Origin of the sequence: uncultured Gilliamella sp., from assembly GCA_945271295.1 — a bacterium.
GTDB lineage: Bacteria > Pseudomonadota > Gammaproteobacteria > Enterobacterales > Orbaceae > Gilliamella.
Genome location: CALYPG010000006.1, coordinates 60,754 through 75,481, shown reverse-complemented (window position 1 = coordinate 75,481; position 14,728 = coordinate 60,754). Strand labels below are relative to the sequence as shown.

17 protein-coding genes are annotated in these 14,728 nt (G+C 34.7%); 4 read left to right on the top strand and 13 right to left on the bottom strand.

From position 1 onward, the window contains the following. Positions 1-93: 93 nt before the first annotated feature. Genes Q0K76_RS05070 through Q0K76_RS05055 form a run of 4 tightly spaced genes read right to left on the bottom strand, consistent with a single transcriptional unit; the run spans position 94 to position 2,722 of the window. Positions 94-531, bottom strand: coding sequence for a cupin domain-containing protein (locus Q0K76_RS05070; RefSeq protein WP_294612381.1), 438 nt, complete (start codon positions 529-531; stop codon positions 94-96). Between the two features lie 28 nt (positions 532-559). Then, the gene (locus Q0K76_RS05065) at positions 560-1,522 is read right to left on the bottom strand and encodes an aldo/keto reductase (protein ID WP_294612378.1); all 963 of its coding nucleotides are present in this window, start codon (positions 1,520-1,522) and stop codon (positions 560-562) included. Between the two features lie 24 nt (positions 1,523-1,546). After that, complete coding sequence (locus Q0K76_RS05060) at positions 1,547-1,867, bottom strand: carboxymuconolactone decarboxylase family protein (protein ID WP_294612376.1); 321 nt, start codon at positions 1,865-1,867, stop codon at positions 1,547-1,549. Between the two features lie 36 nt (positions 1,868-1,903). After that, positions 1,904-2,722, bottom strand: coding sequence for an SDR family oxidoreductase (locus Q0K76_RS05055; protein WP_294612373.1), 819 nt, complete (start codon positions 2,720-2,722; stop codon positions 1,904-1,906). Positions 2,723-2,903: 181 nt separating this feature from the next. Here Q0K76_RS05055 and Q0K76_RS05050 point away from each other — a divergent pair, with 181 nt between their 5' ends. Together Q0K76_RS05050 and Q0K76_RS05045 are read left to right on the top strand one after the other, a co-directional pair. Next, entirely contained in the window at positions 2,904-3,785 is an 882-nt protein-coding gene (locus Q0K76_RS05050; RefSeq protein ID WP_294612370.1) for a LysR family transcriptional regulator, read from the top strand. 256 nt (positions 3,786-4,041) lie between these two features. Beyond that, entirely contained in the window at positions 4,042-5,187 is a 1,146-nt protein-coding gene (locus Q0K76_RS05045; RefSeq protein WP_294612367.1) for an MFS transporter, read from the top strand. A 48-nt stretch (positions 5,188-5,235) separates the two neighbouring features. Here the strand turns inward: Q0K76_RS05045 and Q0K76_RS05040 are convergent, their stop codons facing one another. Next, positions 5,236-5,925, bottom strand: coding sequence for a DKNYY domain-containing protein (locus tag Q0K76_RS05040; protein ID WP_294612364.1), 690 nt, complete (start codon positions 5,923-5,925; stop codon positions 5,236-5,238). Between the two features lie 514 nt (positions 5,926-6,439). Here Q0K76_RS05040 and Q0K76_RS05035 point away from each other — a divergent pair. After that, on the top strand, positions 6,440-7,447 hold the full coding sequence (locus Q0K76_RS05035) for an alpha/beta hydrolase (protein ID WP_294612362.1): 1,008 nt from the start codon (positions 6,440-6,442) through the stop codon (positions 7,445-7,447). 151 nt (positions 7,448-7,598) lie between these two features. Here the strand turns inward: Q0K76_RS05035 and Q0K76_RS05030 are convergent, their stop codons facing one another. Further along, positions 7,599-8,810, bottom strand: coding sequence for an MFS transporter (locus Q0K76_RS05030; protein ID WP_294612358.1), 1,212 nt, complete (start codon positions 8,808-8,810; stop codon positions 7,599-7,601). A gap of 153 nt (positions 8,811-8,963) precedes the next feature. On the opposite strand from Q0K76_RS05030, the gene Q0K76_RS05025 reads away from it, so the two are divergent. Beyond that, positions 8,964-9,698, top strand: a complete 735-nt coding sequence (locus tag Q0K76_RS05025; RefSeq protein WP_294612355.1) for a helix-turn-helix domain-containing protein — start codon at positions 8,964-8,966, stop codon at positions 9,696-9,698. A gap of 221 nt (positions 9,699-9,919) precedes the next feature. Here the strand turns inward: Q0K76_RS05025 and Q0K76_RS05020 are convergent, their stop codons facing one another. The 7 genes from Q0K76_RS05020 to Q0K76_RS04990 form a co-directional block, all read right to left on the bottom strand. Then, positions 9,920-10,768, bottom strand: coding sequence for a putative type VI secretion system effector (locus Q0K76_RS05020; RefSeq protein ID WP_294612352.1), 849 nt, complete (start codon positions 10,766-10,768; stop codon positions 9,920-9,922). A 15-nt stretch (positions 10,769-10,783) separates the two neighbouring features. Then, complete coding sequence (locus Q0K76_RS05015) at positions 10,784-11,224, bottom strand: hypothetical protein (protein WP_294612348.1); 441 nt, start codon at positions 11,222-11,224, stop codon at positions 10,784-10,786. Between the two features lie 130 nt (positions 11,225-11,354). Then, positions 11,355-11,609, bottom strand: coding sequence for a hypothetical protein (locus Q0K76_RS05010; RefSeq protein WP_294612334.1), 255 nt, complete (start codon positions 11,607-11,609; stop codon positions 11,355-11,357). A 132-nt stretch (positions 11,610-11,741) separates the two neighbouring features. Next, positions 11,742-12,416: a T6SS immunity protein Tli4 family protein gene (locus Q0K76_RS05005; protein WP_294612345.1), complete on the bottom strand. Its 675-nt coding sequence runs from the start codon at positions 12,414-12,416 to the stop codon at positions 11,742-11,744. 64 nt (positions 12,417-12,480) lie between these two features. Then, positions 12,481-13,539: a T6SS immunity protein Tli4 family protein gene (locus Q0K76_RS05000; RefSeq protein ID WP_294612343.1), complete on the bottom strand. Its 1,059-nt coding sequence runs from the start codon at positions 13,537-13,539 to the stop codon at positions 12,481-12,483. 66 nt (positions 13,540-13,605) lie between these two features. Continuing rightward, entirely contained in the window at positions 13,606-13,860 is a 255-nt protein-coding gene (locus tag Q0K76_RS04995; protein WP_294612334.1) for a hypothetical protein, read from the bottom strand. Between the two features lie 132 nt (positions 13,861-13,992). Continuing rightward, positions 13,993-14,667 (bottom strand): T6SS immunity protein Tli4 family protein, encoded by a 675-nt coding sequence (locus tag Q0K76_RS04990; protein WP_294612340.1) that lies wholly within the window; start codon positions 14,665-14,667, stop codon positions 13,993-13,995. Positions 14,668-14,728 lie beyond the last annotated feature (61 nt).

Genomic DNA, 14,728 nt, shown 5'->3' with positions numbered 1-14,728 from the left:
ACTATTTCATTTTATATTTAGAATGTTTTGTAGTTGTACTAATTATTAATAATAAAATAATTTAATACCTGCGAACTGCTAAACATAACAACTTTACTTCAATTGCTGGTATTCTTGTTCCGACACTGGCTCACACCACTCATTACGTAAATCTTCTCCCGGGACTTCTATAGCAATGTGACTAAACCAAGAATCGACTTTAGCACCATGCCAGTGCTTGACTTCTGGCGGTATGACAATAACAAAGCCCGGTTGTAAACTAACTGCCTGTTTACCCTGTTCTTGATACCAACCACTGCCGGCGGTGCATAACAAAATTTGCCCACCACCTTTGCTGGCATGATGGATATGCCAATTGTTCCTGCAACCCGGTTCGAAAGTTACATTAGCTAGAAATAAGGATATATTGGCTGGATCGATTAACGGTTTAAGAAAGGAATGACCAATAAAATAGTTAGCATAGGCGGTATTAAGTTCTCCTACTCCAAATATATCTGCCTTGGCAAATTCAGTTTTGTCGATTATTTTCATATTAATTATCCTTAATATTAACAAATAGTTAAATAGCGCCCATAATGCGATGGGGCAAATACAATTCTTCAAGATAATTAATATCTTCCTGAGTTAATTTTATCTTGAGTGCGCCAATTGCATCATCAAGATATTTTGTTTTAGTGGCGCCAATAATTGGTGAAGTCACACCTTTGGCAAATTGCCAAGCTAACGCAATTTGTGTCATGCTAGCACCATATTTTTCAGCCAGTTCATGTACTCTTAGTGCTATATTGCTATCATTCTTTTGCGTACCATCATACTTAGCAATAGCGACTTTATCTGTCTTGCTGCGTAAAGTATCAGTTTGCCAATTTAAACGAGAAAGTCTGCCAGCGGCTAAAGGACTATATGGAGTTAGTGCAACATGATATTGTTTACAAATAGGAATAAGTTCACGCTCATCTTCGCGATATAACAAATTGTAATGATTTTGCATGGAAACAAATGGTGTCCAACCGCCCTTTTCAGCTGCAAGCTGGAGATTAAAAAACTGATAGCCATACATGGCTGATGCGCCTAACGCACGGACTTTGCCTGCTTTGACTAACTTATCTAACGCTTCCATGGTTTCTTCAATCGGGGTGTTATAATCAAAACGATGAATAATATAAAGATCGACATAATCAGTACCAAGGCGTTTAAGTGAGTCGTTAATTTCTTTTGCTATTGCCTGTTTGGAAAGATGCCCTTCATTAAAATAGACTTTGGTTGCTAATATGACTTTTTCGCGCGCAATATTGTTTTTTAGTGCCCGTCCAACATATTCTTCACTGGTTCCATTAGAGTAGGTATTGGCAGTATCAAAAAAGTTAATACCTAGATCTAATGCATGTTTAATAATGGTTTCGGTTTCAGTTGGGTTAAGCGTCCATGCATGCATTTTACTTGCCGGATCACCAAAGCTCATACATCCCAAACAAAAATTGGATACAGTAATATTAGAATTACCAAGTTTTACGTAGTTCATATAATCTCCACTTTTTAAAATCTATTAATCAGTCCAAATATCTTTAGCAAAACGAAAAGCAGCCCAGGCTTTTGGCCAACCAATATAAAAGGCTACATGGGTAATCACTTCAGCAATCTCTTGTTTAGTTATGCCATTGTCTTTAGCTGTTTGCAAATGATATTGCAAAGAACTATCTAAAATACCACTGGCTAACAAAGCGGTTACTGTGATCATACTTCGGTCTCGTTTAGCAAGCTGCTTTTCGCGTGACCACACTTCACCAAATAATACATCATCATTAAGTTGTGCAAACTTTGGGGCAAAATCGCCCAAAACATCTCTACCTGCGGTTACCTTGTTCATTTTTATTCCTTAATTACTTATTAAGCTTAAACTCAATTAGTCAGCTTGATCCCACCAGAATTTTGCCGTGGCACCACCATCAATTAAAAAATCACTGCCAGTAATATAAGCGCCTTTTTCGGACATAATCAGTTCCGCCAGATTGGCAACTTCATCGGGTGACCCACCGCGCCCCACCGGTAAATTTTTAAGCATATTACGGTAAAATTGTTTACGTTCACCATTAAGCTCGTCATTAGCAAGAGGAGTATGAATAATACCCGCACTAATACAGTTTATTCTGGCACCACGATGCCCCCATTTCACTGCTTGCGCTTGCACGCGCAAAGCATTACCGCGTTTAGAAAGTTGATAGGCCGTTAAACTGTCATCAATTGCTTGAATAAAGGGTAACTTAAGTAAATCTTCGGTAGGTGTTAATGCTAGTGCTTTGGTTTGTTCAATCGGTAACGGTTCTAACCGATGGGCCGATTGCGAACCGATCACTAACGCACTACTGCCTTTTGCCATCACGTCAGCAAAGGAATCTAATAACAGCGCCGTGCCATATAGATCAACGGCAAATAAGCGTTTAGCCGATGCTTGTGATGGCGATAAACCAGCAGTATTAACCAGTCCCATAATATCGCCAAGTTTAACTGCAAAATCGACTAAGTTATTAACATCGTCTGGATTTGATACATCACAACCAATGGTATGCACAGCAAATCCGGCATTACGCAGTTCTTGGGCTTGCTTTTCCGCATTGGCTATGTTGACATCGGCTAACACCAATTGTTTACCTACGGCAATGCGCCTGGCAATAGCTATACCAATCGCACCAGCACCACTCAAAACAATCACTTGTTTAGACATTATTAACCTCAATTGTCGCTGTTTATATGGAGATAATTCATTTTTTTAGATGATTAGGTAGCAATCATATTGCTTAAACTAACTAATCGTTGACAGTTATTCTAGACATTCCCTTTATTGAGATAAATTAGTTATTGTTTTATAGTATGATGAATAAAATTCAATAATGGCCTTACATATTATGTATAACTTCAATGAATTGAATTACTTTATTACTATTGCCCAAACCGGTAATTTTGTAAAAGCCGGTAAGCAGCTTGGAATTTCCTCTTCTGCGGTGAGCCACAGCATGCGCAAATTAGAAAGTCGCTTAAATTTACGTTTATTTAATCGTTCTACCCGTAATGTCTCACTCACTGAGGCAGGCAAACAACTTTACCAACAAATTTCCCCACTATTTAACTCTATTAATCAAGAAGTTAATGCATTAAATAGTTATCTAGATACGCCTACCGGCACTATTAAAATTAATGCCCCAGATTTTGCCATTGAACACATTATCTATCCTAAATTGCGTGATTTTTTACCCAAATATCCACAAATTAAAATCGAAATTCAAGCTGACAATAGTTGGGCAGACATCGTCAAACAAGGCTTTGATATGGGATGCCGTTTAGGTAACGATCTTGCCAAAGAAATGATTGCGGTCAAAATATCGGCCCCGCTAAAAATGGCATTAGTGGCTAGCCCTAGCTATTTAGTCGGTAAAGATCAACCTAAACAAATTACAGATTTAAATAATCACCGCCTGGTAGGTATGCAAATTTCTGCCCAACATGGCACTGAATTAACGTGGGAATTTATTGAAAATGGCAAAATAGTAAAATACCAACCACACTCACAATTTAAAATTAATAGTAGTGTGCGTAAGCAAGCCGTCTTAGATGGTTTAGGCATTTCATGGTTAGGCCGGCCCGATGTAGAAAACGAATTAGCCAGCGGTCAACTAGTTGAATTATTAACTGAATTTGCTATTAGCTACGATTCTTTTTATATTTATTACCCTAGTCGTCAAGGCCACTCAAACGTATTCAAACTCGTTGTTGATGCATTAAAATATTAATACCTTAAAAGCGATAAAAATGCCTATTTTATGCAACAAATTGCCTTAATTATGTATTCGGTTGCTCGCGGCAGCATGTTACTCTCATTTAACAGCCAATTTTCACCAGTGAACGCTTAATGCTAGTAGAAGGTAAAGATGTTAAAACGGTAGCTTTTCAAGTTGGCTAAGCGAGTCTATTATTAATTAAATAAGTGTTTTCAATCAAATATAAGAGTATTATTTTTAATTTAGTTAACACGCTGGAAGTTTGCAGATGAACTTTATCAAAAATTATGGGGTGGTAATGCTTATTGGTTTGACAGGATTCATTTCTGCCGCTGACAATTGGGTCGCTTCACTTTTATTGCCAAATATTGCAGCTGACTTTGGACTTACCATCTCACAAGTTAGTATCGTGCTTACAGCTTATTTGCTTCCTTATGGTTTACTACAGCCTTTTTATGGATATTATAGTGACAAATATGGTAGAAAAAATATATTACTGGCCTTAATGTTGTTATTATCACTTGCCACCCTGCTTTGTTCTTTTGCACCAAATTTGCTATTGCTAACCATTTATAGATTTATTACAGGACTATTTGCTGCTGGCATTGTCGCCGTCTCACTTGGTATTTTAGGTGAATTATATAAAAATGAAGTTTTAGCCAAACTAGTTGGTATTTTTCTGGGTTTGATTTTTTTAGGGCAAGGATTGAGTTCGGGAATTGGTGGTTGGTTAATAGAAATTAGCACTTGGCGAAATATATTTCTAATATTTTCTATATTATCCCTTTTATCTTTTATGACAATTTTCAGCTTACCAACTAGTCCGAAAAACATAGCAAAATCAAATTTCATCCCTACAACTATTCTATTACTGAAAAATAAAGCCTTATTAACGGTATATTTTCTAGCTTTTTGTAATGGATTTATAGTACTAGGCAGTTATTCTTTTATCGGCTCGTATTTTTTCAAATCGCTGGCTATCGATTATAAGTATATCGGTCTGGGACTAATGTTATTTGGTTTAGCTTGTTTTTTTACCGGTTTTATCAATAGAATTTTTTTAAAAAATATTACCTCGCAAAATATCGTTATTTTAGGTTTGAGTTGCTCGTTAACATCGTTATTATTATATTGCTGTAATAGTGTTATATTAGCTTATCTAGCAACAATATTACTTGGCATTGGCTATATATTAGTTCAATCGATCTTAGCGAGTAAAGCCCTTGAACTTGCAGGAGACAATAAAGGCTTATCGTCCGGACTCATTGGCGTGGCTATCTTTGGTGGTGGCGGTATAGGAACTTATTTAGGCAGTTTCATATTAAACATAATGCAATACCGAATGCTATTTACCATCTATATTGGCTTATTATTAATACCTTTTTGGTTAATTTTAAAAAGCAAAAAAATTTAATTGATTAATAAAGATAAATATAATAAATCGTTTTTTGATTTTATTTTACTAATTACAACCAGATAAAATAGCCGGATAAGCTATTTCGTTTATTGACTCAATCGCGTTTTTATCTAAGGCTTCGCCATCTAAATAACATCTGTTTTTATCTTTTCCGATAATAAAATAGCGATTATTTTTTCCATCTTTATAATTTAAACGAAATACAGAAAAAGTCGAAGCCTGAGCATTATTCACTTCGGCTATGTAGGTATACGCACCATAATGATAAACATGATTATTGCTTATTAAATACCTACCATCAAGTATGCTTATATCTTTAGATGATAATAACTCATCAACAATCACAAAAGGATAATTCGAATATTCAGTTCCGGTATAAAAATAGACATGATATTTATCCTTAAAAATAAGTTCATCAAGCATTTGATAACTTTCAATGTCAATCACTTTTGATATTGGAATTAAACTACCACTATTTTTATCATATATTTCTTTTTGTAAAAAGGTACCTAATTTTTTAGGAATAATAGTGACATCATCAGACGAAGAATGTTTTATATAATCGGCCATAAAATAAAGATTATTTTCCTTATCTTGGTATAGATTATTTTTAATAAGAGTAAGTCCTTCTGGCTTATCAATTTTTTCATTATCACTATTATAATATGCGGTTAGATTTTCTGCCCTAGCAGAGAAGCTTAATACTAGAGTCAATAAAAATAATAATTTTTTCATTTTCAGTTATTTTTTATTTTACATTTTTCAACTTTAATTGATGTTATATTACAATAAATCATCTTGTTATTTGTACAATAATTGTTATTTTCAACTTTATCTACAGCCCTTTTATAGATTGAAACGTATAGTGTTCCTGAAAGTTCTTTACAAATATTTTACTGAGTATGAATGTTGAAGTTTAAACTAAATCCCTACTTTTAGTTTTTTTGTCATCAGCAAAGTTGCAATCGTTCAATTAGCTACATTAACCTATAAAAATATAATATTACATTAGCTAAATTTGCTGAAATCATCATACAATTGCAAAGAACAGTTAATTGAACTTCTATTTGGTTAATGACAATTACCATAAATCATAGTTTAATAATTTTACGGATTTTTTTATATCAGTTCATTTATCTTTGTCAAATTAAATCAAATTTTGAACTTGGATTATAATTAACAGAGCATTGTATATTAACTTATGCCTAAACTTTTACTCTTTATCATTACATTATTAGGGTTAACTTCGATGACTAGTGCCAATACATTACAAAAAAAGGATTTTTATATTGAATCATGCTTTGACAAGCAACACTTATTTATCAGAGAAATTAAGCTTAAAGCAAATAAAAATGTTAATAAACCCGCCCCAGTACTTTTAATTCATGGAGCCAGAGTACCAGCCATAGGCTCTTTTGATTTACCCGTTGCGGGAGGATCGTTAGCAGAGGAACTCGCTAAAGCAGGAATAGATACCTATTTATTAGATCTCAGGGGATATGGTCAATCGACAAGACCAACTGCAATGTCACAGCCGGCAGCACAATCCGCACCCTTAATTAGAACAGATTCAGCCGTAGCTGATATTGCCTGTGCCATTAATCACATTATGCAATTGTCAGCTTCGTCTAAAGTCAATTTATTAGGATGGGCAACCGGTGGGCATTGGTCTGCGGCTTATGCGACTAAATATCCTGCAACAGTCAATAAACTGGTAATCTATAATTCACTGTATGGCACAACACAAAATCATCCAATACTTGGTAAAGTTTCTTTTTTGGACGATCCTGCACATTCAGGCCAACTTAATCCACACATAGGTGGTTATCAACTCAATACCCAAGAAAGTCTGTTCCCGGCATGGGATAACAGTATTACTGTAGAAGATAAAAATTTGTGGCGCGATCCTTTAGTGAGCCAAGCCTATGCACAAGCAGCATTAGCCTCCGATCCACAATCTTATAACCATACCCCCCCACAATTCCGCTCGCCCAATGGTGCAATGGCCGATAGCTTTGAACTGGCAATTGGCAAACGTCAATGGCAAGCAAAAGATCTCACTATGCCAACGTTAGTGATCTTTTCACAAAATGATTTTTGGAGCCGTAAAGAAGATGCCTTAGCTATCATCAATGAGGCACCTAATGCACAATTAGTCGAGATCCCAAAAGCTACGCATTTTGTCCATCTTGATAAAAATGAACACGGACGAAAAATTTTTGTAGATAATGTGATTGATTTCCTCACTATTAATTAAAATTAAGCAGATACTTATTATATTTAACTTACCTATGCATGATTAATTTATAATAGGTACTGCTTATTGGCCTTGCCGATTATTTAGCCTTTTTAATTCGATCTTGTTTGCTACAAAACATCAGCAACTTTAGCCAACAGCTAACCCACTGCTATTGGTTATTTTTACTCTTTTGATTATATCTGAATGAATAAATAAACATACAGATTAGTATTATGATATTCAATCCCCACAATAGTTGATACATTTCTGCCTTTTGTGCTAAATCAACATTACTTATATTGGTGCCTAAAATGGCTAAAGCATACTCGGTACCTAAAATAATGCCTAAATTTTGACACAGTCTTAACATTCCACCAATCGTAGATTGTCTATCTGGCTGTTGTTGCATTGCTACATGGATTAATGAACTTTGCAATAATCCACCACCAATACCGTAACCTAAAGCGGCTACAATATATGCACATGCTGAAATATTTAAACTTATGCCCCAAAATAAGGTAAATGCCAGCAACATTGTTGGTAAAGCATAGATCATGATTATTTGGTTAACATCGTTAGCTAATAATTTTTTAATTAAAACACTTAAAGTTACCCCAACTGGCGAAGCCATACTAATTAAGCCTATAATATCAATAGGATAATTAGTTTCCCTAATCAATATAATTGGGAAAGCTGAAAAAATAACCCCAGCAGTAAACCCAAAGATAAAACTGCCAATTGCCACATACCTAATAGTTGACTGAAGTAATAACTCGAAAGAGAATAAAGTATCGGCACGGTGCCTGCTGTTAGGTAACTTAGCTAGTGATAATGTCACTGCCAAACCTAAAATACAAAAAGGAATATTAATAAAAAATAGTAGTCGCCATTGCCAATATTGTAAAATAAAACCACTTAAACTCGGTCCCAATATTGGTCCTATACTAATAGCTAACATAATTACAGCATTCAATTGCAATTTTTGTTTAGTTGATTGTATTCCAGCTAATCCTAAACAATTTGCCTGTAATAATGCCGCAGCTATTCCTTGACCACATCTGGCTAAAATAAATTGCCAAGCTGATTCACTGAATCCGGCTAAAAACGAGGTTATGGCAAACAGCAAAAAACCTAATATTAACGCAGCTTTTTGCCCATACACATCACCAAACCAGCCACTTGGTATAAGCAAAATAATTAAAAATAATAAATATAAAGTGACCGATAAACCTATAAACGTTAATGAAGTAGCAAAGTTAATTGCTAGTGAATTAAGAATTAAATTAATAATCCCAGTATCAAGTGTTGATAAAAACAAGCCTAAACCACAAATAATATAAATAGAATAACTGGGTTTTGCATCAGTGATTTGATCACTCATTAGCTACCTACTATAAAGCGTTTTTTAATAACAAACATATTTAATGAGTTTATTTATAATTAGCTAGTTATGTTTAAAATTACGTTGAAACATATATTACAAAAGAGGAGTAAGATGTGCTGGTAATTAATTTATTGCGGTAATATTAAATCGATGAGTGAAAAATTATATTGTGAAGATTTAATCCATTTTTCTGATGTCATGTCGGATTTTAATCGAGTAATGATTATCATTGAGTTAATGAATGGCCGTACCCTTTGTGCATCATGGTTGGCAAAACAATTAAATTTATCACCGTCGGCAACGCGGTTTCATTTAAAAAAACTAGAAGATGCTCAACTAATTCATCATAGAACTTGTGGCAGGCACCGTTACTATGAAATTAACAATCAAGATACTGCCGATTTTATAGAATCAACCTTTAGAATTATTCCGCCCAATGATTATCTATTTTTAACCGGTACCAACAACAAACAAAAATTTCAGCAAGCGCGAACTTGTTATAAGCATTTAGCTGGATCATGGTCGGTAAAATTAACACAATCATTACTACAAAATAACTTAATAACAATTCAAGAAGATCTGTTTTTAATTACTACAGCAGGAAAAAATTTTTTAAATCACTACCAATTATTACCGGATGACTTTGACAACAAAATTGTTGGTAAACGTTGTATAGATTTTACCGAACATCGCGATCATATAGGTGGTCAATTAGGTTCACAACTACTTAAAGCAATGCTACACCAAGCTTGGTTTAAACAAGACATTAATCGTCGGGAACTAAGCATTACCCCATTAGGCAGAACTAAACTTCATGCTATTATTAATGTTAACTGCAGACAACAGCATCAACATGAAGTTGGATTTCCGAACCGCGATTATTAAGCACATCACGCGAAAATTAGATAAAATATTGAGTGAAAAAGTAGACTGATTGGTATCCATGCCCCGTTGATTGGCGGTTTCAGTAGTATTGCCTAGTGCTAATTGCCCCAGTAATGGCAAACTAGCAAACGTGCCTTTACCAAACAGCGCTATGTCAGTGTCAATCACTTGTAAGTCAGTGATTTTACCGGTGATGATTTGATAGTGGTCGTTATTTGCTTTCATTTTTTTCGCTTACGGTTGTTCTTTTCGGTATGGATAACGGTAATATAGTCGGGGATGGGTGGCGCTTCGCGGTAGAAGGCGACCCATTTGACCCCAGGTGGATCTTTACGGATAAATTCGTCAGTTGTGACATCGATATAAAAACCAGGTTCTTTCATGGATTTATTATTAAAGAACATCTCCATATATTCTTGTTCCATATTCACGGTTTTGGGTTTAGGGTAACCAAGGGTAGCAAATATTTTATCGGCTTCTTTAGAACCACCACCTAACATATTTTTATAACTCCAGTAGTAAAATAAAAAAAATAGCCCATCGACTAATATACAAATAATAATTGTAGAAATAAAAAAATAAAAATTATCACTAATAATTGAAATTGCTATGAAAGTTGCTATGAAAATAAGAAGTGATAAAGGTGCTGTTGCTTTTAATGCATCAGTCTTATTTGCTTTGGTTCCTTTCATTGCCCAAGGGTAGAGCCATAGGCGATGATCGATGGGTCGACGTAGGGCATAAGCATAATAGCTGCCGTCCTCCATTGGTTCAACCACTACTTCGACCTGATCACCATTATGAAAAAAAGCCCGGCAAAAAATGCCTTGTATGGTTAACTCGCCAAGTTTACAGCGAAAATATTGTACACTATTGAGGTAGTCGGCAGCCTCTTGCTGACCGCTAGCCATGCCTACCTGACTGGCGGCTTCGGTCGTGTTACCTAGTGCCAATTGCCCCAGTAAAGGCAGGCTGGCAAACGTGCCTTTACCAAACAGCGCTAAGTCAGTATCAATCACTTGTAAGTCAGCAATTTTACCGGTGATGATTTGATAGTGGTCGTTATTCATTTGTTTATTCTACCTTTAATTTAAATCATAAGAATAATTCGCACGCGCATTGGGATTGAACGGGTAAGTTTGTTTAAGTTGCGGTCTTTTTGCAAGTTCGGCTAATTTCATTTCATGCCGGCGCTGTAGATCATTGGTGATAAGCATCAGCGCATCAAATTCGTTAAAATCCTCGTCAGCTTCACTGTCTGGTTGTTGGGTTAGTTGATTTTGTTTATTAAAACATATCTTCAAGCTACCTGAATGATCACCAGAAAAATCTAGATAGGTTGATTCATTCCATTTATATGGATCATTGTCCCATTGTAATGACCATTCTCTATTACCGATAATTTCAGTAATATCAATATGCTTTTCTTCGTATTTTATTATTCTACCGATACCATCAGGATAAAAACTAATATCTTTCACTGTACAGCCGTTAATATATAATATTTCACCTGATACAAATTCCACAAAATAATCATAAAAATAAATTAATAACCACTTCTGTTTTCTAATTGATTTAGTTCAATTCTCACTTTTCATCTCCTATTTACTTCTACCTTCGTTTTGCCTGTCATTTATGATGATTGAAGCTCTATTCTTATTCTGTTGGTCGGCGTTTTATTGAGGCTTCAATGGTTTTGGCCAGTTGATAAATTTCATCTTTACTTAGTGGAGTATGCCCTTTCGCTTCGTCACGTTTACCAATTACCGTTAACAGTAACCATGGATGATTGACCTGACTTTTGTCATTTCTTGAATAATAGGAGACCACACCGTAATAACCATAATCCGAAGGCGATTTATCTTTATAACGTATCTCAACAAATCCGGCGGTTCCGTTTCGTCCATCCATTTCTATATCTCTATATTTTGTTGGGAAACCCAATAATTTGATGTCTTTGATATTATTATTGTTGATATCATAATTATCGTTCCAAAAAAGGTTTATTTCATCTTTCGCCTTAAAACTAAACGAATTAGTAAATTAACGGGTATTTTCTGAGAACGAAATCACAATATCAGGATGATCATTTAAACGAAAAGATACGGTAAGATTGAGCGGTGTAGTTGGATCATTACCGGCGACAAAGCCATATGGAATACACTTACCGGCCGTTTGTGGCACTTCAAACAGCTCACGGGTAGAAAATCCATTAATTATCGCCTCGGTATTTTGTTTATAAAAGTCATAATTTCTTTTTTCACCTTGATAACGTTCAGAAGTACGAAAAGAATAAATTCTATTTTTTTTTATAAAGATCACTCGTGAAGCTTCTGTTGAGTAAAAACCAAAACTATCCGTTTTTTCCCATGGTTCAACTAAATGATTCGGATTTTTAATTTTAATATTTTGAATAGAATTCGATAATTGTTTTTTTGCTTCGATTAAATTGCTATGATCCAAATTTGCAGTAATAGACAATTTATTATCATTATAATTAAATGTTGATAGAATCGCCCATTTACCATCAGCAAAATAGATTGGATAGCGTGATTTGGGTTCTAAATACTGTTTAGTCGGATAAAGCGCAACTTCAAGATTATCTGGTAAATCCACAGTATAAGAGCCTATACACTCGGTTTTATAGTTCAACTCAACCGCTTGAGTAGCAAAACAACTACCGAGCAAAGCGGTTAATAATATCACTCTCCTTATCATACTGTTTTCCTTCCCCCTCTTTTACTTAAACCACGCTTTGCCTGTTATTTTTGCGATTGAAGCTCTATTCTGTTGGTCGGCGTTTTATTGAGGCTTCAATGGTTTTAGCCAGTCGATAAATTTCATCTTTACTTAGTGGCGTATGCCCTTTCGCTTCGTTGCGTTTACCAATTACCATTAACTGTAACCATGGATGCTTATTTGGGCTTTTCTTGTTTATTGAATCATAGTCAACTACACCATAATAACCATAATCCGAAGGCGATGCATCTTTATAACGTATCTCAACAAATCCTGACACTCCTTTTCGTCCATCCATTTCTATATCTTTATATTTAGGTTTTTCTTGTAATTTAATATCCTTGATATTTCTATTACCATTATCATAATTGTAACCCCAAAAATGACGTATCTCGTCTTCGGCGCCAACCCTTAATGAATTGGTAAAAATATTTGTATTTTCAGTAAACGAAATCACAATATCAGGATGATCATTTAAACGGAAAGATACGGTAAGATTGAGCGGAATAGTTGGATCATTACCGGCGACAAAGCCATATGGAATACACTTACCGGCTGTTTGTGGCACTTCAAAAAGTTCTCGGGTAGAAAATCCATTAATAATTGCTTCAGCATTTTGCTTATAAAAATCAAAACCTTTTTTATCTCCGTCATAATAATTAGAACTTCGAAAAGAATAAATTCTATTTTCTTTAATAAAAATTACTCGAGATGCACCTTTTTCAAAATAACCAAAGCTGTCTTCTTTTTCCCACGGTTCAAATAAATGATCTGGATTATTATTTTTAATACTTAAAAAGGAATTAGTTAATTGTTTTTTTGCATTGGTTAATTCATCAGCATTCCAATTTGCTGTAATGCTTAAATTATTTCGATTATAATTAAAAGCAGATAAAATAGCCCATTTACCATCAGCAAAATAGACTGGATAATGTGATTTGGGTTCTAAATACTGTTTAGTCGGATAAAGCGCAACTTCAAGATTATCTGGTAAATTTACAGTATAAGAGCCTATACACTCGGTTTTATAGTTCAATTCAACCGCTTGAATGGCAAAACAACTACCGAGTAAAGTAGTTAATAATATAACTCTCCTTATCATACTGTTTCCCTTTTCCCCCTTAACCTAAATTATCGCTTTGTCTGTTATTTTTGGATATTTGAAGCACTATTCTGTTGGTCGGCGTTTTATTGAGGCTTCAATGGTTTTGGCCAGTTGATAAATTTCATCTTTACTTAGTGGAGTATGCCCTTTCGCTTCGTCACGTTTACCAATTACCGTTAACAGTAACCATGGATGATTGACCTGACTTTTGTCATTTCTTGAATAATAGGAGACCACACCGTAATAACCATAATCCGAAGGCGATTTATCTTTATAACGTATCTCAACAAATCCGGCGGTTCCGTTTCGTCCATCCATTTCTATATCTCTATATTTTGTTGGGAAACCCAATAATTTGATGTCTTTGATATTATTATTGTTGATATCATAATTATCGTTCCAAAAAAGGTTTATTTCATCTTTCGCCTTAAAACTAAACGAATTAGTAAATTAACGGGTATTTTCTGAGAACGAAATCACAATATCAGGATGATCATTTAAACGAAAAGATACGGTAAGATTGAGCGGTGTAGTTGGATCATTACCGGCAACAAAACCATATGGAATACACTTACCGGCCGTTTGTGGTACTTCAAAGAGTTCTCGGGTAGAAAATCCATTAATTATCGCCTCGGTATTTTGTTTATAAAAGTCAAAATCCCTTTCTTTTCCTTGGTAATGTTTAGATGAAAAGAATGAATATACCCTATTTTCTTCAACAAAAGTTACATGAGATCCACCACTTGCATAAAAACCAAAACCATTTTTTTTGTTCCACAATTCAACTAAATCATCAGGATAATCAACTTTAACACTCTGATTGGATTCAATCATTTGTTTTTTTGCTTCGATTAAATTGTTATGATCCCAATTTGCAGTAATAGATAATTTATTTCGATTATAATTAAAAGTAGATAAGATAGCCCATTTACCATCGGCAAAATAGATAGGATATTCAGGTTTTGGTTCTAAATACTGTTTAGTAGGATATAGCGCAACTTCAAGATTATCTGGTAAATCCACAGTATAAGAGCCTATACATTCGGTTTTATAGTTCAATTCAACCGCTTGAGTAGCAAAACAACTACCGAGTAAAGCGGTTAATAATATCACTCTCCTTATCATACTGTTTTACTTCCCCCTCTTTTACTTAAACCACGCTTTGCCTGTTATTTTTGCGATTGAA